Here is a 20,374-nt window from a genome sequence, read left to right on the forward strand (position 1 = left end):
GTTGGTTGCGAAATAAAAAAGAATACTGGTATTCATTACAACGATACAATTGGATTGTCAATAATCGTGTCATCGTCAATGGTAATGTATATGATCACAAGATAATTAATCCATTAAGACGTAACTATAACTTTGAAATAAATATGCAAGATGGAACGATTATTAAAAATTATCCTGGTCTACAAGAAGACATTATATTGCAACGTAAAGATTTTACAATAGATAAGACCGTCGGAAATTATAGAAAGTCTATAGCAGCTCTTAAGCGTAATGTAGAAAGTTATTACGCTGAAACTGGTGTGTTGCCAGTAGAGGAGCAATTGAATACATATCTTACTGGTGAGTTTAAGCAATTGAGTGATTCAATAAAAAAATACGAAACGGAGGGTTTTAATGGGGAGAATTCAACGACAAAAACTAAGGAGTTATGAAGAAATAAAAGGTAGAGTTATACAACATTTGTCGTATGCTCAAGTTAACAATTTTATATTTGATGAGCATTACGAGAAAGGGAAGATAAGTGAGGCTGACTTAATCATCTTTATCTTTCTTCAGTTGATGCACATTAATAAAATAGCTCTTACTAAAGCTGAGATTTCAAAATTCTTGAATATAAGTGATAGGCAAATTAGGGATTCAATTAAAAAAATGTCTAAAACAAAAGGAGTTACAAACGCTGAGTATTGTCGTCACAAGCAGACAGTGGAGATGAAAGAGCCGTTTGAGGTTAATTTAATTACAGTTAAAGAACATAAGGCTTTTAATCCCGACACGAGAAAAAGTAACAAGATGGATCATTTTTATGTCGACTTTATCCCTGAAGTGAAATCGGAAGAGGTTGATGGACAAGAGATTGCTGTTTATCAAAAGTTTTTCAGTGTACATATAGATGAATTTGATTTTTTGCGTGAAGGAATATTGAGTAGAAAGGAATTTGTTTTGTATTTATTCTTAAATCGCATACACAACAAGGATCGGAAAAAGCTTGCTTACATTTCAATCACAAGACTTTCAGAACGACTTAATATAAAAATGCCAGAGAATACAATGCGATACATAGAAAAATTACTTAATTTAGGCTTAATCACTGAAACGAGACCTGAGAACTATGAGTTTAATATTGAGAATGGCATCGAACCATCAAGTCATTATATGCCTGTTTATAATCTCCAAAAAATTAATGATGCCAATATTAAAGAGACAGACACGAAAAAACAGGAAGTGAATTTTAATAGTACGGAAGTAAATTATGATGATGTGGAAGAAATGTTTACTGATAAGGAAATGGAATCTAAATTTGAGGAAAATGATTATGTCAAAAGGGAATCTTATTCAATGGATTCGGAAGGAGAATTACCTTTTTAGGAATTGAATAAGATTAGAATGGAACAAAGTTGAAAAAACACACTTAAAAAACATTGATGTATCAAGGGTTTGACTACCCTGAATATCCACTATAAGACTTTTAAGAAGATACATAATAAGATAATTAATAAAACTTACAAGAAAACAAATCAGAAGACTAACAAGTATACACATCAGAAGATTCGCTAGAATCTTCTCCCCACGATAAAGTGTATTAGCATGTTGTTGTGTGGTTTTCCAATCGACTCATATCAAAAAAACAAGCGCCAACAGCAGCGCAAAGGAGCGATTTAAATGTTAAACATAAACGGATTAAATAATAAGACTAAAAGGAGAGATTTTATATATGGCAGAAGGGTTAAATGGTGTACGTAATAAAAAAGGAAATCTAAGTAAACAACTATACATTTATTCAGTAGGGACATTTGCATTTCACAATAATGAAGAAGATAAGATCTTCAAAAAGCTACAAAATCTTAAAGGTTATAGGAAACGATTGACGTATCAGAAAAAAGTGATTAGAGAAGAGATTCAAAATAAAGTTGTGCGTAGAGAAAGAAGAGAAGCGGTAAACGCTGAAATAAAAGAAGTTGTAGCAGCTATAGATGATCTGAAAGTGTCACTGTACAAAGAGTTTGATAAACATGATAGTGTTAGAGTGCTTCGAAAAAATGAAATGAAGGATAATAACGTTATTTCGATATTTGATTCTGTTTTGACACGTACATTGAAGATGAGCAAGAAGAAATCTCTAGACATTATTGTTGTTCAGTCATATCACCTTCAAGTGTTTGAATCGTTAATTAAAAATGGTTTCATGTTAAATGATGAAAAATACATATATTTCTCTTCTGGAGCGAGTCAAATACGACAGAAAAAAGGAGTTTGGATAAAGGAGAAACTCTGGAATAAATACAAGGACACTCTGACTTGTGGACTTGATATAGTGGATATCAATAACAGTAAAATGCAAGGTTGTAACATTAATAAATATCTCAGTTACAAAGCCCTTATTAACTCAGCGTCCGTTAAATGGGAAGGCTTTGATATTGATAGATGTATTGTTGTTGATGATCTTGAATTAAATATTACTGGTGATGTAGATTACATACATCGAGACACCTATAAGATTGAGAGAAAAGAAAATATGCCTGTTCCTGTCACTGTAACCGATGGAGTGGGGATGATGTTGCCCGAGGTGTCGAGTAAGAATTTTATGGTCAGATTGCCGTGGATTAAAGGCTTGTTAGCTGTTTATGATTTCACGAAGCATGGAAATAAAGTGAACGACATTGACGGTGTGGAATGGGATATCAAGCGTGACAATATACAAATTATCTTTACTCGCTCCCAATTCAAAATGGCTTCTTATTATTCATCGTGGGATGAATATAAGCGTAAGTTTAGAAAGTATAAATGCCAAGCATCCAAGTTAAATGAAGAAGAAGATGAGTTTAATGAAGGGAAATTAGCGTACCAGATGTTTCAGACATTAACTGATGTAACAGATGAAGAATTAGAAGAAATCGCTTCTTCAACAATTGAGGAAATTAAAAATTTAGGAAGTGACAAAGATGTAATGTTGAAGGTGCTGGGAGCAACAGATTCGAACGTAAGGAAAAGGAGCTTTCAAAGGGCATTAATGGAATATCCTGAACTATTGAATGATGCATACTCAAAAGAAACAATTATGACCAAGAAACGATCCTTAGTAAATGAGGCAAGAACAGGGAAACTTAATGTGCATGGCAGCTATACATATATTATTCCCGATTTGTATTCTTTTTCGGAGTATTTGTTTAATGGTGAGGCTAAAAGTTTATTGAAAAAGGATGAAGTATTTTGTCGGTTACATGAATCAGGAAAAGTTGCGGTGCTTAGAAGTCCTCACTTGAGCAGAGAATGGGGAATTCAGCAAAATGTAATTGATGATGAGAAGAAAGAATACTTTAAGACAGATGCAATTTTTATCTCAAATGAAAGTTTGTTAAGCAAACTAATCCAATGTGACCATGATGGAGATAAGGTACTGGTTCTATCTGAGCATAAAGATAAAAAGTTAATTGAGGTAGCGGAACGGAACATGAAGAATGATGATATTGTGCCGTTGTATTATAAAATGGAAAAAGCGAAGGCTCAAATTATTGATAATAAAAATATTTACGCTAGTCTTGAGCTTGGCTTTGAAGCTAACATCGGAGAAATATCGAATAACATAACAAAAGTATGGAACTCGAATAAGGTTGATTTAGATGTGATATGTTGGATGTGCATGGAATCAAATTTCGAGATTGATTTCGCAAAAACTCTTTTCCGTTTAAAGAGACCTGAAAAATATGATCCGATAATGAAACAATACATACATTCCAGATTACCTTACTTTTTGAAATATGACAAAAAGAAGGTAAAAAGGAAAAATGGTAAGGTGATCAAAAGAGCTAGAGTTGCTGAGAAGAATAACTCAACGGTGAATCGCCTTGAAGATATTATTCCAGCTAATAACATTCAGTTTAGAGAAGTAGCTGGTGGTGGTTTCGATTATCGTTTACTTATGAATGATCCTAAAGTTGAAACTGATAAGGTTATTACTGAGAAATATACAGAGCTTGATCAGAACAAAAAGGATCTTATGAACGAGAATCAAGAGGAAATGAAGAAAAGAGGAAAGCTTTGGGTTTATGAAAAAATTGCAGAAGAGCTTCTGAATATAAATGATGACAAAGTTTACATAACTGATGTTCTCATCAAGCATTTGTATGTAGATAATGACAGTAAATACAAGGCTACTTTGTGGGAGAGTTTTGGTGATGTAATTGAGGAGAACCTTGAGCGGAATTTAACTGAAGCAGCAAGGTGTGAGGATTGTTCTTCAAGGTTTAGAGTTGTGAGACAAAGGCAAGTGGTTTGTGATGAATGTCAAGGTGTAAGAGATAAGGAAAAAGCAAAAGAACGCATGAGGAAAATGAGAGAGAAAAAGAAGAACTCAGCGTAACGGAATAATAATTGAAAATCGTGTATCTCAATAGTGATAAGGGATACGCGATTTTTTTGTATTGGTGTAAAAATTGTCTATTAGGGAGAGAAAGCCATTATATACTTGTAAGGGCAGAAGCTCTCTCTATTATTATAAAAACACATTAAACTTACCTCGTAATTATACATTACGATATATAATTTCGGTTGTCAAGTTTAAGTTGATATGACTCATATCCATACTAATAACATTAATAACTTTAGTAAGAACAGCCATTCTTACTAAATCTTTAGACTACAGGGTTTCTCCTCCTGTAGTCTTTTTTTATACTTAATCTTTTAACTTTAATAATAAATTTAAATAGAAATTCAAGAAGGAGGGAGTGATTTGTCACGACTTACAAGAAATGAAATATTTGATTTGCAAACGGAAGCTAGATTGAAACGTATTAAAAATAAAAGTATTGCTGAAGCATTAGGTGTTTCAGATGCTGCAGTAAGCCAGTTTTTTAATTATAAGTCTAGTTTGAGAGAAGAGAATGAGAAAAAAATTAAAGAAATAATTGAACAATTTCAGCAATACGAATGGCGAAAAGTGCCAATAGATTAATATTTCTGGACGTTATCGGCTGTGATATGCAGTGCGCCAATTTTTTTAACCTGCGTCCATTATAAATAAAAGGTTAGATTTTAATTACCTGAGAGTCCTTTGAGGACAGTATTGTAATTACCTCCAAATAAAGACGTTGCCAAAGCGTCTTTAAATAACTTTGGGTCATTTTAGTTTTCTCCTAATTTCACACGTTGAGAGGTTGCCAGCCTCTCAACGTGTGTATTTTTTATGGGGAATTATTTTAACTGTTGGAATGAGATACATATTTGATAAAAAGGAGCTGTTTGTAAAATGAGAAAATCAGATAGAGAATATAGAGTTTCCGAAATGAATTATGCTGAGTTGGACGATTTAATATTTAAAAAATCTAGAAATGCTAATGATCAATTGTTTGGTGGATTGTTGTCCATGTTTAACCGCTTATATGACGAAAACGAACTAATTATTAAAGAGTTAGATTATATTAAGGCATACTTACAAAATCAAGAAAAGCCAATTGTTGAGCCAAATAGTAAGGAAGAAATTGAAGAAGATATTAAAGAAGATATTGAAGTCAACAAAATGAAATCTTATCCTACCGCTGAAGAGGTGTATGAAGAGCCGAGCGAAGAAGATATAGAAGCAGTTAAGCGATACCTACAGAAAGAAGAAAGGGATCGTCAACGGAGCAAGAAGAAATATACTCCTAAATTAAAAATGAAGAGTGCGTTGTATGAGTAAAAAGCGATTTCTATTTCTTTGCACACCAGTGCATTTGGATAACATTGATGAGATACGCATTTTTGTAGCTGAAAATGAAGAAAGATGTATTAAGGAGATGGCAGCTATTGAAAGTGTAAATGAATTTTTTCGTGAAACTTATAAACCAGCTAATGGTGATTATTATGAGTTAGCACTTCATTTGATTAGAAGTGGTGAATGGATGAAATTAAATATTAGAAAGTTGGCAGAAATTGAAACAGACTATGAATTTGAAGTATTGCACTAGGTGTATGGTTATTAATGAGAATGATAGATGTGATCATTGTGATAGTGACAATAGAGATATAACTATAAAAATTCAAAGAAATGAAAAGGGGAAAATTAATTGAATTATGTGGAGATGTTATTAAGTGAGGATTTAAATACGACAAAAGCTTGTGACAAATACTTTAAGGATTTAGGAGAGGGTAATGCATTTTTATACTTAAGGATTAAACTGAGCCAAGTCACAGGATTGACTCAAAGTGAGATTGGCAATTTAGATTTTGAGCGGTTTGTTGATTTATTGGAGTTCCATGATTTGCTAGATGGCGAGGAGGGCGTTATTTGGCAGATTTAGATTATAGTAGTTTTGCTTTAACTTTGGAATGTTTTGATCAAATGGAAACAGATAAAGAGTTACGTAGAATGGATGAGACTGAGTACATAAATAGGTTGTTAAAGGCTTGGGTTAAATTTTAATTGTTGGCATGTGATGATCACATGTTTTTTTGACTTTTAGCTCAGTTGGTTAGAGCAGTCGGCTCATAACCGATCGGTCGTAGGTTCGAATCCTACAGAGTCCACTTATTTAAGCGATAAAAAGGAGAAGAAAAGGGGATATATATGTTATTTGCGTTCCAAATATTATTGTTCGTGTTGATTGTATTATTTGCTATGGGTGCAATTGGTGAGGAAGCGAAAGAGGATAGAGGAAACAGTGTAGCTATTGTTGTTGCTAGTATATTAGCGCTGGGGTTTAGTTTTTGGGTGGAATGAAAAAAGATAGATAGTGATAAATCAATATCACTATCTAATTTATAAACATAGTTTAGCCTTTTCCTAATGTAGAACCAGCGTTACTTTTTTGCTTTTTGGTTGAGCTATTTGAAGCTAATTTAGAGCCAGCTTTTGATAATTGTGATTTAGTTGGTTTCTTAGACATGAGCTTACCCCTTTCCATAGATTTTCAATTACATTCATATTTTACCACACAACATATAGTTGTACAAACGTATATTCTATACCCTATGTTGATTTTAGTATTTTAAAACAAAAGGAGTTATATCATGAAAATTAAAATTGGTCATATAGATTATAAGTATCGAGAAGTTGATATTGTAAATAGACAAGATCCATTTCAAGTAGGTGAATGCGATTTTACAAATCGACTTATTAGTATTGACAAGACAAGAAGTGAAACAGAGCAAGGGGAAATTCTACTACATGAATTGATTCATGTTATTGATGAGTATTTTCGTATTGGTCTGAAAGAAAAGCATGTAAAGTTATTAGGGCATGGCTTATCAATGGTATTTTGTGATAATCCGTCTTTGCAGGAATTGTTCGTAGATAGATTGAAAAAAAGACAAGAGAATTGCCATTAATACGAGGTGTTTAGTTAATGAGCTGCTTTACTTTTTTGAGAGTATATTAGGACTTGCTTAAAAAAACATGAGTTTACCGTTGTTTTTCTTGAGGTAACCTTGTAAGGTTTGTATAATAAAGTTACACAATGCATATACTAGCAACCGTTATAAACTGGATGGTGATCAGTGTGTGTAAAGATAAGGAGGATAAGAAAATGAGTGCTCCTAGTATGAAACCTATGGAAGTTAAGTTTAAAAACAACAAAGAGCGTCAAAAATTTATTAATATGGCTGAAAGTAATAAAAAGACAAATTCACCGAGAATGGATGAAATTAGACGTGGTGTAAAAGAAGCCAGAAAAATGAGAAAAAGTGGGACATTCAAATTCTAATTAATCAATGGAAGCTAAATTATTACCTGTAATTGATGTAAAAAAAGAATTAATTGAAAAATTTGACTGTAATGATGAAGTAGTTAATGAGTTTTTGAAAGAGTATAGTGTATCTTATCACTTAAAAAACCTAGTAAGACACATGGGGTTTTTCGTTTATTTCTCTAGAATAATAGAATTGAATTCTATAAAAGCTTTGAGTTTATATATATCAATAAAAAAGACAGTGAGTATTGCTATATGGTCTTTAGATTTGCAGAAATAGATTAAAACCTCCCCTACTGAGCGTAGATGGGAGGTTTATTTGTATGTTGTTAAAAAAGGAAGGAAATTGTCTTCTTGTGGCGAATAGTGAAGTATTACGCTATAAGGAGATGGTTATTGTGAAATTCGGAAATTTATTAGGTTCGATAACTTATGAAGTTAAGGAATATCGATATGCTGTAGGGAATAAACCTTATGCTGATATTCAAATTTTAGATTTTTTAAATGGTACTTATGGAGGACAGGCTGTACTTCTTCAAGTTGATATAGGCAAAAAATTATCTAATGGGGAATTCTATAATTCATTAGAACAAGCCTTGTCTGCGGTAGTCAGCTTAATTGAGCAAGAAATACAGGATGATGATTGGGTTCAAGATGTGCAAAGAAGTGAGAGAAAGTAAGACTTTTGATTTTTTAAAAGAAGTAAACGAATAGAGCGCTTTTATCGAGATGAATAAATAAATTACTACTAACCTCCTATCTTGTCGTATAATGGTATAATATAGGAAAATGTTAGTGCTAAAGCAAATTAGAAGTCCACATGGTGTAAGTGAGTCTATTAGCAAGGTGAATAAGGAAGCTAAAGAGTTGGTTGGGGGAGTTATAGATATGATTCGTGAGAAGGATGTCTTATTTGATGGTAGAAATCAGGTATCAAATGAAGAAGTAATTGAAAGAATGAAAGAGTACATTTCCGACAGTAATGAATTAAAGGAACTGTATGAAGAGGATAAAAGAGCAACCGTAGAGTTAGCTAGAATACTTAGAAATAATTTGAGAACTGAGTATAAAAATAATAGCTTACAAAGAATTGGAAAATTGTATAACGATCATGATTTGTTCAGTGGTTATTATAAACCTGCGGTAATAGATGCTTATGTTAAAACAACAGGACAATTAACTCAAAGAAATGTGTACAGCTTTTTATATGATGTAGTTAGTTACATGCGTTATTATTTACCAAAAGAGTATAAGAATTAAGGATTTACCTCTATTATGTCGGTATGAGTAGATATGAATGTGGTTCTATTTTAGGACGTCATAAAGAAGCTATAGATAACATTTTATTAGTAGTCACTCAGTTGAGTGGCTTTTTATTATGAGCAGAAAAGGAGAATGTAAAAATGGAAATGAAAACATATAAAGCAAGAATTAGTTTAGATTCTAAGAAGTTTGATGAGTTAATGGAGCGATTAGACAACATAAATAAGGGATTTAGGTTGGTTATAGATAACTCTCCCCAAAATGAAGAATTATTAAATGAATTGGTTGACGTTTTTAACAGATATATTGAAGAGATGCATAAGTATATTGGTAGTGAATTTGTAAAAGAAGCTGTAAGTACATCTGAACTAGAAATTTGTAAAGATTAGGTGTAATTAAGAGGAATATCTAATCTTCTGCCGAATTATGTAGGTAGAGGTGGTAAAATGTCAAAGTTATCTTTTAATAAACTTGAGCATGCATATAGAATGGTATTTGAAAATGCAAAAGAGTTAATTGAAGAAGCTAAAATCTTATATGAGCACAAAAAATACGCAAGGGCTTATGCTTTGGCACAGATTGCACATGAAGAGTTAGCGAAACTACCAATTATTTTTCATGAGGCAACTAGAATGTATTATGGAGAAAGAAACAATTGGAAATCATTTAATAGAAGATTAAGAAGTCATGAATACAAAAATAGCCTAAATCATTTATTAATTAAAGCAGGTAACTTAAAAACAGGACTTCCTGAAAAAATGGAAGACGATGTTAGAGAGGTAAATAATCTAAAAAATAGTAGTTTGTATGCAGATTTTAAAAATAATAATTACACAAAACCAACTCAAGAATTTAATGCAATTAAGGCTGAAGAAAAGATCATAATTGCTGTAAAACAATTTGATATATGGGAACAAGCCGAATATCATGAAGAAGGAAATATAAAAAAGTTCCTGCACACTGATGAGGGTAAGGACTTGGCAATTGCGTTTGAAGGAATAGGATTAATAAAAAGCAAAATAGAATAGTAGAAATTCTTCTTCTAATGTTTATAGCTCATAGTATTTGTATTTAACTTGTAAATTGTAAGGCGGTGAAAATAAATGATAATCATAGATGAAAGAAAAAATAAAGTGATAAATGATTTAGTTGAGGGAGTAAAAACTAAAACGGCTATAGCAAAAGATGCAGGTATTTCAAGACAAGCTATATATGATTGGTTAAATGATGAAGATTTTAGAACAGAGCTAGACAGACGGCTACAGCAACGAAAAGTCTTTGTTGAAAAAGTAATTGACAGTAAACTCGAAGATGCAGTTAGTGAATTATTAAAATTAGCAAGCACCACTGAAAACGCTCGTGTAAAAGCTCAAGTACTGGAATACATTATTGATAGGGGATTGGGCAAACCTACATCAACACATAAAATTGATACAACATCAAATAATAATAAACAAGTAGATAAAGATATCCTTGATGCTGAGTTTGAAGAGTGGGAAGTTGATAAGGATGAGGAATAAAAAACTTTCCCTTATATCATTGTGATCAAGAGAAAGCTTTTGAGACAGCTTCAGCCATTTCTTTTGCAGTTGGGTTAGTGTAACGTCTAGTAGTATTAATGTCTCTATGTCCAGCAAGTGAAGCGATTGTAACTAAATCAATATTCTTTCGAGCTAATGTTGAACAAAACGTATGACGTAATAAATGTGGATGCACATTGTATTCATTTAACATGGTTTGAATCATTCTCACGGATATTCGTCCACGCTTGGAGATAAATAATGCTTCGTTTTGATCCTCTCTATTGTCAAGATAGCGTTTAATGTATTTGAATTGTTTAGCATTAAAATAAACATAACGACTTTCATTTGATTTAGATTCCCTAATAAATACAGTGTATGTGCCGTTAGTGTATGTGATGTCTTCTCTATTGATGGATGCTACTTCAGAGACACGACAACCAGAAAATAAAAGGAAATCGAATATAGCTAAGTCACGCTCTTTGGTGGAACTAGTTTTATTGTTAGCGATGGATAAGCGTATAGATTGCCATTCTTGTTCATTTAAGCCTTTAGCTTCTTGTTTGCTTATGTGTTTAACTTTTTGTATGTCTATATCTTTAACGGCATGTGATTGATTTGACCAATTACAAAAGGTTCGTACAGATGCAAAGATACGGTTAACAGTGGATGGAGAGTATTCCTTTTCAAGTTGATGGATGAATTGCTGAACAATTAGATCATTCAATGAATCTATGTCTACATTATGTTTACTGATATATGACTCAAGTTTAGCCAAGTCTTGCTCATAGCTCTTGATTGTGTTAGGACTTTTCTTGTGCTTGATTGTGTCTATAAACTGTTCGATCATATGAATCTCTCCTTATAAATTAGTTATACGCAATTAAGAGTATTAAAATAAAAGTAATTATTGCACGAAAACCTTATGTATTTATAGCTATTTTATTATTTAATTGCGTATAAGTCAAGTTATCTGCAATTAAATTCAAAGCGAAATTGACAACTGATCGGTTGAAGTGGATAGGGGCATTCTATTTTAGGATTCTGAAATACCCCTGCAACAAGCTACACAATTTTTTTTATAATTTTCTCAGTTTTGACTTTTAATATGGTAATCTTTTAACAGGACATGTTAGGAGGTTATCTATTGGAAATCACTGCTGAACACATTCAAGGATTTACTGTTGGGATAGTGCCATCAATTATAACAATAGGATTGTTCATTTATCTTCATTTCTTTATTGATAGAGGTAGCTTAGGTATACAAGTAGAACAATACCGAGTATATATGCTTCAAAGAGGTAGTGGGGGAGATCGTCTGATCACTCCCCTAGCAGAAGAAGAGTATAATAATGTATCATATGGAATGGACTTGAAGATACTTTTATGTAATAAAGGAAAAAGGAAATTAAGTGTTCACACAATTAAACTATCTAATCCTAATTTTAAACAGACTGTTATAATTAGCAATAGAATTGTTGAATTACTTGACGGTGATAGTAAAAAAGAAATTTTTAACTTAGAAATTAGTTTATCTGAATCTAAGACTGTACTTAAAAACAAGAATACCAAATTAGTTTTTTTTGATAACAGAGGTAAGAAAAAAACAATTAAATTAGGAAAAGCTTCTATATAACTCATCCGATTAGGATGGGTTCTTTTTATATGTTCCTATAATTTTATCATACGGAGGTGAAAATCATACAAAACTTTAACACTACTGAGAATCGTAAACTGCTCAGAGAATATCTATATATAGACTTTACTAAAAACAGAGGTTTAGACTCATCAACAGCAAAAGAACGAGTCAAACAACTCATAATCAAGCATGATAATAACCTATTCGGTCAAAACAGCCTCGCCTACTCACTCGGTAAACGCTCCTTATCATTCTTCTGTCAATACTTCTTACAAGACTTCTTCATACCAAAAGAAAATAATGTTGTACGTCCTCTCGCTCCTGTTCATTATGAAGTATGGAAGCAGCTTGAAGATATCTTTATTCATCATAAGCATGATAAGCAAGAGTTTATCCTTCCTCGTGGTTGTGCTAAAACTACAATTATTGATATGGCTCTAAGTTGTTATCTCCATTGTTACAGACTGAGTACATTTACAATTGTTCTTGCTAATCGTGAGTTAGATGCTGTTAACTTTGTAGATCAAACTAAGCAAGCTTTAAAGACTCCTCATTTAGTCCATACATTCGGTAACTTGGTTAATCCTCGTAAGCGTACAGTCAATAAACTTGAATTAGAATTAGATAACAATACTAAAATTCAAGCTTATTCCTCTGGTTCTTCTGTTCGTGGAGCTGGTTACATATCCCCCAAAGGTATTTACCGTCCTATGGTTTACATTGCAGATGATTATATTGCTGAAAGTGACATTCTCACAGATGATAGCAAGCATAAGAAGTATCAAAAGTGGCTTAAGGAAGTAGAAGAAGGTGGAGATGAAGCTGTTTATCGTAATGGTAAATTGATTAAGCCAGCTACTAAGTTTCTTGTATTAGGTACACCACTTGCTCAAGGTGATTTCATTGATTCCATTTCTAAGAATCCTGAATATAAAGTATTCCATAGAAGCGTTGTAGACTTTGATATTGATAAATATTTTGAGCAGCACAAGTATTGGCAAGAGTTTAGAAATATTCTCTTTGATGATAAGCGTGAAGATGCTAAAGAGGATGCAAAAGAATACTACATAGCTAATAAAGAGCAAATGGAGTTCCAAACAATATGGGAAAAGTACGATTGTTACAAGTTAGCATTGAAGTATTTTGGTAAACGACTTGCTTTCATGCAAGAACTAATGTGTAGCGTTGAAAATATTGGTGATAAGTGGTTTAAATCTAATATTACTAAGCCTTCATCAGAGATTGAAGAGAATACATTCACTAAGACTATGCTTACCATTGATACGGCTGGAGTTAAGAATAAAAATAAAGCACGTTCCGATTACTTTGCTTTTGTTGTTGGTTCTCAAGCTGATAATGGCTTTAAGTATATCCGTAAAGGGCAGCTTAGAAAGTTTAATGAATTTGATCAGTACATAAAACATGTGATTGATTTACTTAAAGAATTTGAGGATATCACGCATGTGTTTATCGAGAAAAATACATATAACGGTTTAGATGTTGAACGTATTGAAACAGAAATTCTTAAGCATGAATCACTGGTTAAGCGTGGTATTACCTTTATTAATGAAATGCAGCGTAAGAATAAGGATGAAAAGATTTCTACTATTGTCTCAGATGTAGACAACGGTAGAATTATTTTTTGTGAACAGGGAGTCGAAAAAAGTGCATTAGATCAGCTTATGGACTTTAGCGGTCAGCAGTTCACTCTCCATGATGATTTTGCCGATTGTTTGGCAGAATTTGCAAACAGAATTGAAGAAATTCAAGTCAAAAAAGAAATTAAATCCATCCCTAGAGGGTGGCTTTTTTAGTGAGGTGAAAGAATGGTAAGAAATGAATTAATTTTAAATTTAATTAAAGAGTTAGATAAACAACGACCGAAGTATTTAAAATTAAAACAATACTACGATGGTGATCACAGAGTGTTGCACGAGAAATCAAAAGTTGATAGTACCAAATCAGATGAGCGTGTTTTCTTTAACTATTGTCGTAAGACAGTATCTAATTACACTGGTTATCTACTTGGTAAGCCTGTCAATTACTCGCATCGAAAGGGAGATAAAGAGTTTTTAGATACCATTGATTATTACTATTCTCAGTGGGAAAAAGAACACAATATCAATCTTAAACAACAAACAGAAATCTATGGAACAGTATTTGAAACAGCTTATATCAATACTGATGGAGAATTTCGTTGTGCTATTTTCAATCCACTTGAAATGATTGTTTTGAATGATGGCTCAATTGAAAGGAACGTATCTGTAGCTGTTCGGAAATATCAAATTCCGTTTGATGATTCTGTCTATGTAGATGTTTGGGATAGGGAGCACTTTTCTAGGTATAAATTAGAGGATGGTTTACAGCGACTAGAACAGAAAAAACATTTTTTCTCTAGATGTCCTGTTACAGAAATTCCAAATAATGATCTTAAGAAGTCTGCATTTGCTGATATTATTCGTATTGTTGATATCTATAACTCTATTAATAGTACAGCAGCAAATGAGATCCAAGATCACCGCTCCGCTTATCTTGTTATAGAAGATGCTGATTTAACACACAAAGAAGCACAAAAAATGAAAGAAAATGGCATAATCTTAACTCCAAAAGGTTCTAAAGTATATTGGGCAACTAAAGATATTAATGGTTCGTTCGTGAAGGACATGTTGAAAGATTGGCAAGATGAAATATACATTCAGACTAATCAAGTCAACTTAAACGAAAATTTTCAGAGCAATACTTCAGGTGTAAGTATTCGCTTAAAACTTCAGGAGTTGGAGAACCTCTCAGCGATAAAGGAGGCTATTTTTGAAAAAGCATTGAAAAAGAGAATGAAATTATTTTGTGAATGGCTCAAACATGCAAAAAATAAAGAATTTAACAGTAATCAAATCTCTGTTTCCTTCACTCGAAATGTACCAGTTGATGAAGCGTCTATTGTGCAGATGGTTAAAGACTTACAAGGGATTTTACCGACAGAAGAATTAATTTCATGGCTACCAAAGGTAAATAATCCTTCATTGTCTATTCAAAAATTAGAATCTGAAAACGATTCTTCAAATTTTACAAATGATCTAAGAGAGCGTAATCAATTAGGTGGGTTAAATGGACAAACTCAATAACGAATTGCTCAATTTACTTGAGGATCTTCTTGAACAATCAGATGATTCGTTTGAAGAAGTCTTAATAGAGTATCAAAATAGCAGGGATAAATTGAAGCAAATGATTGCTCAAATATACATGCAATATGGTATTGATGGTGAATTAGACTTTAATCAACTTCAGCGTACTGGTGTCCTTAAACAATTTAATGAGCAAGTTGAAGAGGAATTAGTTAAGATAGGCACTCTTGAAGTTTTTACAATAACAGCTATTTTAGGCGCAGCATTTACTCAATCATATTATCGTTCTGCTTTTACTTTGGAGCAAAATCTAAATGTTGGTATTAACTTTAATCGTGTTAATCAATCCATACTTGATGAATTTATTAATCAAAATTGGTCGAAAAAACATTTTTCAGATAGAATATGGGCTAATCAGAATGCTTTGAGAAAAGCTCTATCTACTAACCTTGAAAAAGGTATTAGAAATGGAGACAAGCTTGATAAAGTCGCCAAAATATTTGATGCACAGTTTAAAAGCAGATCTTCAGAGTCTATGCGATTGGTTAGAACTGAAACTGCGAAAATAATTGAGGAATCCAGAGAAAAGATTTATGCAGAAAATGGGATTGGAAAAATTCAATGGCTTTCTACTCTCGATAGTGTTACGTCAGAGGGTTGTATTGAACTCGATGGACAGATATTTGATATAGATGATCACAATAAACCTGATTGTCCTAGGCATCCGAATTGTCGGTCTACCTATGTGCCATATTTAGAAATAGGTACAAACATTCGTAAGGATAATAAAACCAAAGAGTACATTCCATATCAAAACTATAACGAATGGGCAGAAGCTAACGATATTGCTTAGCTTTTTTATTATGTCTTTTTTCCATGTTGCAGACGTTAAAGAACAATGTGGTACAAAAATTTACACTTTATGGCTACGGACATGAAGGGTAGGAGGATAAAAATGAATTTAGAAGATATTAAGAAATTTTTAGAAGAAAACAAGGATCAAGAGGAAGTCAAAGCATACGTTGAGGGGTTATCTAAAATAACACCTAATGGAGTAACAGCTTTTCTTGAAACAGATGAAGGGAAGAAGCTATTACAACCTAGACTAGACAAGTATTTTACTACAGGTTTAGAGACTTGGAAGAGCAATAACCTCCAAAAGCTAGTAGAAGAGGAAGTAGCTAAAAAGAATCCTTCTGAAACTCCTGAGCAAAAAGAGATTAGAGAATTGAAGGAGAAATTTGCAGCTATTGAGCAAGAAAAGACAAGGGAAACGTTGAAAAACAAGGCTTTGTCTACTCTTACTGAAAAGAAGCTTCCAACATTCTTATTAGATTACTTGATTGGTAATGATGAGGATTCCACTAATAAAAGCCTTACTAAGTTTGAGGAAACATGGAATTTACAATTGCAGTCAGTAAAAGAAGAACTATTAAAGGAAAACGGAACTACTATTACTGATGGTAGTTCAAGTCAAGGTAGTACAGACAATATGTCTGCAAGAGAATTAATGAGTCAAGCGTACTCGCAAACAAAATAATAAAAAATGAAAAGGTAAAGGTGATTATATTATGGCTATTACATTATTAGAAAGTGCAAAATTATCTCAAAATACACTAAAAAGAGGAGTTGCTACAACATTTGTTCAGAATGCATCTGTGCTTCAAATGATGCCTTTTATGGATATTGTCGGTAACGCATACACTTACAATGAAGAGAAAACTCTTCCTGGGGTTGCATTCCGTGGAGTAAATGAAGGATATGAGGAATCCACTGGTACAGTAAATCCAAAGACTGAGAGTCTTGTAATTCTTGGTGGAGATGCTGATACAGATAAATACATTGCTCAAACTCGTTCTAATATTAATGATCAACGTGCTGTTCAAACAGCACTAAAGACAAAAGCTCTTGCTTTTCAATTTCAAGACTCATTTTTTAATGGAGACACTGCAACAAATGCGAAGTCTTTTGATGGTCTAAAGAAGCGTTTGACAGGTGGTCAAGTTATCAATGCTGACACTAATGGTCTATCTATTGGTACTGATACTGTTAGTATGAACCGTTTTATGGAAGCATTAGACGCTTTAATTTACCAAGTACAAGGTAAAGCAGATGCTTTGTTTATGGACTCTAAGACACTATTGAAAGTAAAGTCTATTGCTCGTCAATTAGGTTACTTTGATAATACTGTAGATGCATTTGGTCGCTCAGTATTTGCTTATGATGGAGTACCATTCTTTGAGGCTGGTGAAACAGTTGATGGTAGTAAAGTCATCGGACATGAAGAGACTCAAGGTGAAGCAACAAACACTACTTCTATTTATGCAGTCAAATTTGGTGCTGATGAGTTTGTATCTGGATTAACAAATGGTGGTGTTCAGGTTTATGATATTGGTGAGCTTGAGTCGAAGCCAGCTTACCGTACACGTATCGAGTTCTACACTGGCATTGGTATCTTTAATGGTAAGTCAGCAGCACGTCTTAAAGGTTTAATTGTTTAATAAATATACATAGTTTGAACGTTAGGAAGGGCTTAATGTCCTTCCTTTCATTATTGTGTGAAGGAGTGATTAGATGTATAAAATTAAAACACCAAATGAACGTTACAATGGTGAGACTTACGGTGTCACTTTTTTTAATGGACAGGGTGAAACCGAAAATGAAGAAGTAAAGAATGTACTGGTGAATGATTTTGGTTATGAATTGGTAAAGAAAGAAGCAGTAAAAGCCAAATCTCCAACAACAAAGAAAAGCACCTCACAAAGTAAATAGGCGGTGAGAATGTGAGTGAAATACAGAACCTCCAATTATTATTGGATTTAAAAGAAGCCACTGATGAGGAAATTCAATTACTATACCTTTACATAGAGAGTGCTCAAGATTTTATTTATGATTACTGTAACGTTACTGAAATCCCTCCTACATTAAGAACTGTAGTCAATGAAATGGTTGTATTTCTTTACCGTAGTCGAGGAGTAGAAAATGTTTATTCAGAAAGTGAAGGTAGCCTTAGTGAAAATTATATTACTGAATATCCTCAAAACATAATGAATCGTTTAAATCGTCATAGAAAGATTCGTGTAATATGAGACTTACAAAAAAGTTATACATAGTCACCATTGAAAGAGGAGAGGTCATTGATTACACTCCATTAGGACAACCAATTTATGCCGATAGCAAAACAATTTATACTCCATTCAAGTGTAAAACTGAACCATATTCCAACCATAAGGCAGAGTATCAATATGGTGTATTTGTGGATTGCAGTCATCGTGTTTTTTGCCGACCAAATAAAAATATTAAAATACTATCAAAATTAAAATTTAATCAAAACGAAGAAAGTGAAGAGTATGAGGTAACACAAGTGTTGGAGTATGATCGTCATATGGAAGTTTTGATGAAACGGACAGGAGGTGCTTAATCTGAAGAAATTACGATTTAAAGAGGCTATACAAGACGCTCGTAAACAAAGAGAGCAAGTAGCTAGTGACATAGGAATGTTGCTTGAGCGTGAATCTAAAGTTCGTGCCCCTGTCGGTAAGACTGGACATTTAAGACGTAGCACAGGCTCAGATGTTGACCATCAAGATAATCAGAGTGATATTATCGTTGGTACAAACAATGTAGAGTATGCGGAAGTGGTACACGAAGGAAGCGTAGCACGTAATATTACAGCCCAACCATATATAAGAGATTCCATTGAAGCCAATATGTCTACTATGCAACAAATGATTGCAAAAGGAATGAAACCTAAATGATCACTACTATATATCAATATTTAAATGCCGATAATAAACTATGTCAATTACTCAATCACAACCAATATGAGGATAGTTTAAAAATATTTTTTGGGCGACCAAGCACGAATAACAAAAAACAATTAAACGAAAAAGGAAGTTTTATAGACTATCCATATTTAGTTTATAATATTGTTCCATTTTCACAAAATGAAGTAACCAATGATAACCGATTGCAAATCACAGTTGTCACTGACAATGAATTAAAGCTTAATGATATTAACAATCGATTAATTGAGTTGCTTGATTTTAAGAAGAATGTAACTGATCGCCCAAGCAATAGAATAGCTGATCAAGTGATCTTAAACTCCCAACTTATGACTGGTGGGAGCTTTTTTTATCACAAAAATGAACAAGTATTTGAACAAATAAAATATTTCTTAGTGAAAATGAAAGGATGATGATGAATGAGTGAAAAAAAAGAATCGATCTTATTTGGATCGGGGGATATATACGTCTTGCCTGAATCTGTGGATTTAGATACAAGCACAGATGCGGAAATTGAAGCAGCGATGATTAAAATTGGGGAAAGTTCAGGAGAAGCACAATTGACCCATACACAAGAATGGCATGAAGTTAAAGGAGGAGCACAAAATAATGCCATTGCTGCTTTTGTGACTTCGGAAGACGTTATTTTTAACGGGGGCATTTGCACTTTCGATTTTAAAGCAATCAATGAAATCACGGCAACCTACTATAGTGAGGATGAAACAAAACGAACAATGGGAATCGGAGGGAAGTTAAATGTCCCAGTCAAACAAATGTTATTTGTCCACACTAAGCGCACGGATGGTAAAAAGATCAAATTAAAAATGTACCGTGCACAAAACCGCTCAGGTATGCAGCTTACATTCTCACCTGAGAGCGAGAGTGTTTTTAATTTTGAGATAAAACTATTAGCTGACCCAACCCGTGAAAATGGAAATGTTGTAAAAATCGAAGAAGAGCTTTAATCGAGGAAGGGGAAACCCTTCTTTTTTTGTTTACCAAAATTATAAATTACAAGGAGTGTTTTATATGTCAAAAGTAGTTGATTTAAGTTTACTAACAGGTGAGTCGTTAGTTTTAAAGTTTGGAGAGGATGATGTGTTTACAATTCCTGCTGACCCAACGAATGAGACGGTTTATAAAATTATGGATTATTACGACAAGATGGGCGAAGTAAAATCTAATCGTGAGTCAATTGAAATTTTATCAGAATTAGTAGCATTTATTTTAAACCAAGATGTCGAACGAGAGATTAATAAAGAGTTTGTGGATAAAAACATCAAAATTTCTCAACAAAATAAAATAATCCAACTTTATAAAGACAAAATCCAAGAGAACGCACAGAACCCAAACTAAAAATCCCGTATTTGCCTTCTGATAAGGTAGA

The 20,374-nt window shown here is 33.0% G+C and carries 31 protein-coding genes and 1 tRNA gene; 31 read left to right on the plus strand and 1 reads right to left on the minus strand.

Going from position 1 to position 20,374, the window contains the following annotated elements; genetic code table 11:
• The first annotated feature begins 5 nt into the window (after positions 1-5).
• From MW695_RS05685 to MW695_RS05765, 18 genes are all read left to right on the plus strand, one after another.
• Positions 6-431 carry a hypothetical protein gene (locus MW695_RS05685; RefSeq protein WP_247104084.1) on the plus strand — a complete coding sequence of 142 codons (426 nt, stop codon included), beginning with the start codon at positions 6-8 and terminating at the stop codon, positions 429-431.
• Entirely contained in the window at positions 394-1,365 is a 972-nt protein-coding gene (locus MW695_RS05690) for a hypothetical protein (RefSeq protein ID WP_247104085.1), read from the plus strand. Before MW695_RS05685 ends, MW695_RS05690 begins: the two co-directional genes overlap by 38 nt.
• A 346-nt stretch (positions 1,366-1,711) precedes the next feature.
• A complete protein-coding gene (locus MW695_RS05695) occupies positions 1,712-4,357 on the plus strand; it encodes a hypothetical protein (protein ID WP_247104086.1) in 2,646 nt (881 codons plus the stop codon).
• A gap of 369 nt (positions 4,358-4,726) precedes the next feature.
• On the plus strand, positions 4,727-4,948 hold the full coding sequence (locus MW695_RS05700; protein ID WP_247104087.1) for a helix-turn-helix domain-containing protein: 222 nt from the start codon (positions 4,727-4,729) through the stop codon (positions 4,946-4,948).
• A 294-nt stretch (positions 4,949-5,242) separates the two neighbouring features.
• The gene (locus tag MW695_RS05705) at positions 5,243-5,671 is read left to right on the plus strand and encodes a hypothetical protein (RefSeq protein ID WP_247104088.1); all 429 of its coding nucleotides are present in this window, start codon (positions 5,243-5,245) and stop codon (positions 5,669-5,671) included.
• A complete protein-coding gene (locus MW695_RS05710; protein WP_247104089.1) occupies positions 5,664-5,939 on the plus strand; it encodes a hypothetical protein in 276 nt (91 codons plus the stop codon). The genes MW695_RS05705 and MW695_RS05710 overlap by 8 nt, the downstream gene beginning before the upstream one ends.
• 99 nt (positions 5,940-6,038) lie before the next feature.
• The gene (locus MW695_RS05715) at positions 6,039-6,272 is read left to right on the plus strand and encodes a hypothetical protein (protein WP_247104090.1); all 234 of its coding nucleotides are present in this window, start codon (positions 6,039-6,041) and stop codon (positions 6,270-6,272) included.
• On the plus strand, positions 6,260-6,394 hold the full coding sequence (locus MW695_RS22655) for a hypothetical protein (RefSeq protein ID WP_260505866.1): 135 nt from the start codon (positions 6,260-6,262) through the stop codon (positions 6,392-6,394). The genes MW695_RS05715 and MW695_RS22655 overlap by 13 nt, the downstream gene beginning before the upstream one ends.
• A gap of 30 nt (positions 6,395-6,424) precedes the next feature.
• A tRNA-Ile gene (locus tag MW695_RS05720) sits at positions 6,425-6,498 on the plus strand.
• 40 nt (positions 6,499-6,538) lie between these two features.
• A complete protein-coding gene (locus MW695_RS05725) occupies positions 6,539-6,691 on the plus strand; it encodes a hypothetical protein (RefSeq protein ID WP_247104091.1) in 153 nt (50 codons plus the stop codon).
• Between the two features lie 290 nt (positions 6,692-6,981).
• Positions 6,982-7,299, plus strand: coding sequence for a hypothetical protein (locus MW695_RS05730; RefSeq protein WP_247104092.1), 318 nt, complete (start codon positions 6,982-6,984; stop codon positions 7,297-7,299).
• A 197-nt stretch (positions 7,300-7,496) separates the two neighbouring features.
• Positions 7,497-7,673 (plus strand): hypothetical protein, encoded by a 177-nt coding sequence (locus MW695_RS05735; protein ID WP_247104093.1) that lies wholly within the window; start codon positions 7,497-7,499, stop codon positions 7,671-7,673.
• Between the two features lie 7 nt (positions 7,674-7,680).
• A complete protein-coding gene (locus tag MW695_RS05740; protein WP_247104094.1) occupies positions 7,681-7,938 on the plus strand; it encodes a hypothetical protein in 258 nt (85 codons plus the stop codon).
• A 43-nt stretch (positions 7,939-7,981) separates the two neighbouring features.
• Positions 7,982-8,338 (plus strand): hypothetical protein, encoded by a 357-nt coding sequence (locus tag MW695_RS05745; protein WP_247104096.1) that lies wholly within the window; start codon positions 7,982-7,984, stop codon positions 8,336-8,338.
• A 115-nt stretch (positions 8,339-8,453) separates the two neighbouring features.
• Positions 8,454-8,918 carry a hypothetical protein gene (locus MW695_RS05750; protein ID WP_247104098.1) on the plus strand — a complete coding sequence of 155 codons (465 nt, stop codon included), beginning with the start codon at positions 8,454-8,456 and terminating at the stop codon, positions 8,916-8,918.
• A 143-nt stretch (positions 8,919-9,061) separates the two neighbouring features.
• Positions 9,062-9,310 carry a hypothetical protein gene (locus MW695_RS05755; RefSeq protein ID WP_247104100.1) on the plus strand — a complete coding sequence of 83 codons (249 nt, stop codon included), beginning with the start codon at positions 9,062-9,064 and terminating at the stop codon, positions 9,308-9,310.
• A 57-nt stretch (positions 9,311-9,367) separates the two neighbouring features.
• The gene (locus MW695_RS05760) at positions 9,368-9,949 is read left to right on the plus strand and encodes an AbiV family abortive infection protein (protein WP_247104102.1); all 582 of its coding nucleotides are present in this window, start codon (positions 9,368-9,370) and stop codon (positions 9,947-9,949) included.
• Positions 9,950-10,024: 75 nt separating this feature from the next.
• Positions 10,025-10,441: a phBC6A51 family helix-turn-helix protein gene (locus tag MW695_RS05765; RefSeq protein WP_247104103.1), complete on the plus strand. Its 417-nt coding sequence runs from the start codon at positions 10,025-10,027 to the stop codon at positions 10,439-10,441.
• Between the two features lie 25 nt (positions 10,442-10,466).
• Here the strand turns inward: MW695_RS05765 and MW695_RS05770 are convergent, their stop codons facing one another.
• The gene (locus MW695_RS05770; protein ID WP_247104105.1) at positions 10,467-11,291 is read right to left on the minus strand and encodes a tyrosine-type recombinase/integrase; all 825 of its coding nucleotides are present in this window, start codon (positions 11,289-11,291) and stop codon (positions 10,467-10,469) included.
• Positions 11,292-11,588: 297 nt separating this feature from the next.
• Between MW695_RS05770 and MW695_RS05775 the strand changes: the two genes are divergently transcribed.
• From MW695_RS05775 to MW695_RS05835, 13 genes are all read left to right on the plus strand, one after another.
• Positions 11,589-12,077, plus strand: coding sequence for a hypothetical protein (locus MW695_RS05775; RefSeq protein ID WP_247104106.1), 489 nt, complete (start codon positions 11,589-11,591; stop codon positions 12,075-12,077).
• Between the two features lie 56 nt (positions 12,078-12,133).
• Positions 12,134-13,894: a terminase large subunit gene (locus MW695_RS05780; protein ID WP_247104107.1), complete on the plus strand. Its 1,761-nt coding sequence runs from the start codon at positions 12,134-12,136 to the stop codon at positions 13,892-13,894.
• A gap of 12 nt (positions 13,895-13,906) precedes the next feature.
• The gene (locus MW695_RS05785; RefSeq protein ID WP_247104108.1) at positions 13,907-15,202 is read left to right on the plus strand and encodes a phage portal protein; all 1,296 of its coding nucleotides are present in this window, start codon (positions 13,907-13,909) and stop codon (positions 15,200-15,202) included.
• Positions 15,186-16,055, plus strand: coding sequence for a minor capsid protein (locus tag MW695_RS05790; protein WP_247104109.1), 870 nt, complete (start codon positions 15,186-15,188; stop codon positions 16,053-16,055). The genes MW695_RS05785 and MW695_RS05790 overlap by 17 nt, the downstream gene beginning before the upstream one ends.
• Before the next feature lie 102 nt (positions 16,056-16,157).
• A complete protein-coding gene (locus MW695_RS05795) occupies positions 16,158-16,742 on the plus strand; it encodes a DUF4355 domain-containing protein (protein ID WP_247104110.1) in 585 nt (194 codons plus the stop codon).
• A gap of 31 nt (positions 16,743-16,773) precedes the next feature.
• Positions 16,774-17,703, plus strand: a complete 930-nt coding sequence (locus MW695_RS05800; protein ID WP_247104111.1) for a major capsid protein — start codon at positions 16,774-16,776, stop codon at positions 17,701-17,703.
• Positions 17,704-17,776: 73 nt separating this feature from the next.
• Positions 17,777-17,974: a hypothetical protein gene (locus MW695_RS05805; RefSeq protein WP_247104112.1), complete on the plus strand. Its 198-nt coding sequence runs from the start codon at positions 17,777-17,779 to the stop codon at positions 17,972-17,974.
• Positions 17,975-17,985: 11 nt separating this feature from the next.
• Positions 17,986-18,291: a phage head-tail connector protein gene (locus MW695_RS05810; RefSeq protein ID WP_247104113.1), complete on the plus strand. Its 306-nt coding sequence runs from the start codon at positions 17,986-17,988 to the stop codon at positions 18,289-18,291.
• The gene (locus MW695_RS05815; protein ID WP_247104114.1) at positions 18,288-18,623 is read left to right on the plus strand and encodes a hypothetical protein; all 336 of its coding nucleotides are present in this window, start codon (positions 18,288-18,290) and stop codon (positions 18,621-18,623) included. Before MW695_RS05810 ends, MW695_RS05815 begins: the two co-directional genes overlap by 4 nt.
• Positions 18,616-18,960, plus strand: a complete 345-nt coding sequence (locus MW695_RS05820) for an HK97 gp10 family phage protein (protein ID WP_247104115.1) — start codon at positions 18,616-18,618, stop codon at positions 18,958-18,960. Before MW695_RS05815 ends, MW695_RS05820 begins: the two co-directional genes overlap by 8 nt.
• Positions 18,957-19,400 (plus strand): hypothetical protein, encoded by a 444-nt coding sequence (locus MW695_RS05825; RefSeq protein ID WP_247104116.1) that lies wholly within the window; start codon positions 18,957-18,959, stop codon positions 19,398-19,400. The genes MW695_RS05820 and MW695_RS05825 overlap by 4 nt, the downstream gene beginning before the upstream one ends.
• Positions 19,401-19,406: 6 nt before the next feature.
• Positions 19,407-19,952: a hypothetical protein gene (locus MW695_RS05830; protein WP_247104117.1), complete on the plus strand. Its 546-nt coding sequence runs from the start codon at positions 19,407-19,409 to the stop codon at positions 19,950-19,952.
• Between the two features lie 64 nt (positions 19,953-20,016).
• The gene (locus MW695_RS05835) at positions 20,017-20,343 is read left to right on the plus strand and encodes a hypothetical protein (protein WP_247104118.1); all 327 of its coding nucleotides are present in this window, start codon (positions 20,017-20,019) and stop codon (positions 20,341-20,343) included.
• The last annotated feature ends 31 nt before the right edge of the window (positions 20,344-20,374 follow it).

Source organism: Halalkalibacter sp. APA_J-10(15) (assembly GCF_023017105.1).
Taxonomy (GTDB): domain Bacteria; phylum Bacillota; class Bacilli; order Bacillales; family Bacillaceae_D; genus Halalkalibacter.

Excerpts from the sequence above, each read along its gene's own strand:
- MW695_RS05815 (WP_247104114.1), top strand. The coding sequence starts at position 18,288 with ATGAGACTTACAAAAAAGTTATACATAGTCACCATTGAAAGAGGAGAG.
- MW695_RS05730 (WP_247104092.1), top strand. The coding sequence starts at position 6,982 with ATGAAAATTAAAATTGGTCATATAGATTATAAGTATCGAGAAGTTGAT.
- MW695_RS05755 (WP_247104100.1), top strand. The coding sequence starts at position 9,062 with ATGGAAATGAAAACATATAAAGCAAGAATTAGTTTAGATTCTAAGAAG.
- MW695_RS05710 (WP_247104089.1), top strand. The coding sequence starts at position 5,664 with ATGAGTAAAAAGCGATTTCTATTTCTTTGCACACCAGTGCATTTGGAT.
- MW695_RS05805 (WP_247104112.1), top strand. The coding sequence starts at position 17,777 with ATGTATAAAATTAAAACACCAAATGAACGTTACAATGGTGAGACTTAC.
- MW695_RS05765 (WP_247104103.1), top strand. The coding sequence starts at position 10,025 with ATGATAATCATAGATGAAAGAAAAAATAAAGTGATAAATGATTTAGTT.
- MW695_RS05790 (WP_247104109.1), top strand. The coding sequence starts at position 15,186 with ATGGACAAACTCAATAACGAATTGCTCAATTTACTTGAGGATCTTCTT.
- MW695_RS05705 (WP_247104088.1), top strand. The coding sequence starts at position 5,243 with ATGAGAAAATCAGATAGAGAATATAGAGTTTCCGAAATGAATTATGCT.
- MW695_RS05785 (WP_247104108.1), top strand. The coding sequence starts at position 13,907 with ATGGTAAGAAATGAATTAATTTTAAATTTAATTAAAGAGTTAGATAAA.
- MW695_RS05800 (WP_247104111.1), top strand. The coding sequence starts at position 16,774 with ATGGCTATTACATTATTAGAAAGTGCAAAATTATCTCAAAATACACTA.
- MW695_RS05795 (WP_247104110.1), top strand. The coding sequence starts at position 16,158 with ATGAATTTAGAAGATATTAAGAAATTTTTAGAAGAAAACAAGGATCAA.
- MW695_RS05695 (WP_247104086.1), top strand. The coding sequence starts at position 1,712 with ATGGCAGAAGGGTTAAATGGTGTACGTAATAAAAAAGGAAATCTAAGT.
- MW695_RS05830 (WP_247104117.1), top strand. The coding sequence starts at position 19,407 with ATGAGTGAAAAAAAAGAATCGATCTTATTTGGATCGGGGGATATATAC.
- MW695_RS05735 (WP_247104093.1), top strand. The coding sequence starts at position 7,497 with ATGAGTGCTCCTAGTATGAAACCTATGGAAGTTAAGTTTAAAAACAAC.
- MW695_RS05745 (WP_247104096.1), top strand. The coding sequence starts at position 7,982 with ATGTTGTTAAAAAAGGAAGGAAATTGTCTTCTTGTGGCGAATAGTGAA.
- MW695_RS05725 (WP_247104091.1), top strand. The coding sequence starts at position 6,539 with ATGTTATTTGCGTTCCAAATATTATTGTTCGTGTTGATTGTATTATTT.
- MW695_RS05770 (WP_247104105.1), bottom strand. The coding sequence starts at position 11,291 with ATGATCGAACAGTTTATAGACACAATCAAGCACAAGAAAAGTCCTAAC.
- MW695_RS05690 (WP_247104085.1), top strand. The coding sequence starts at position 394 with ATGGGGAGAATTCAACGACAAAAACTAAGGAGTTATGAAGAAATAAAA.
- MW695_RS05835 (WP_247104118.1), top strand. The coding sequence starts at position 20,017 with ATGTCAAAAGTAGTTGATTTAAGTTTACTAACAGGTGAGTCGTTAGTT.
- MW695_RS05740 (WP_247104094.1), top strand. The coding sequence starts at position 7,681 with ATGGAAGCTAAATTATTACCTGTAATTGATGTAAAAAAAGAATTAATT.
- MW695_RS05760 (WP_247104102.1), top strand. The coding sequence starts at position 9,368 with ATGTCAAAGTTATCTTTTAATAAACTTGAGCATGCATATAGAATGGTA.
- MW695_RS05825 (WP_247104116.1), top strand. The coding sequence starts at position 18,957 with ATGATCACTACTATATATCAATATTTAAATGCCGATAATAAACTATGT.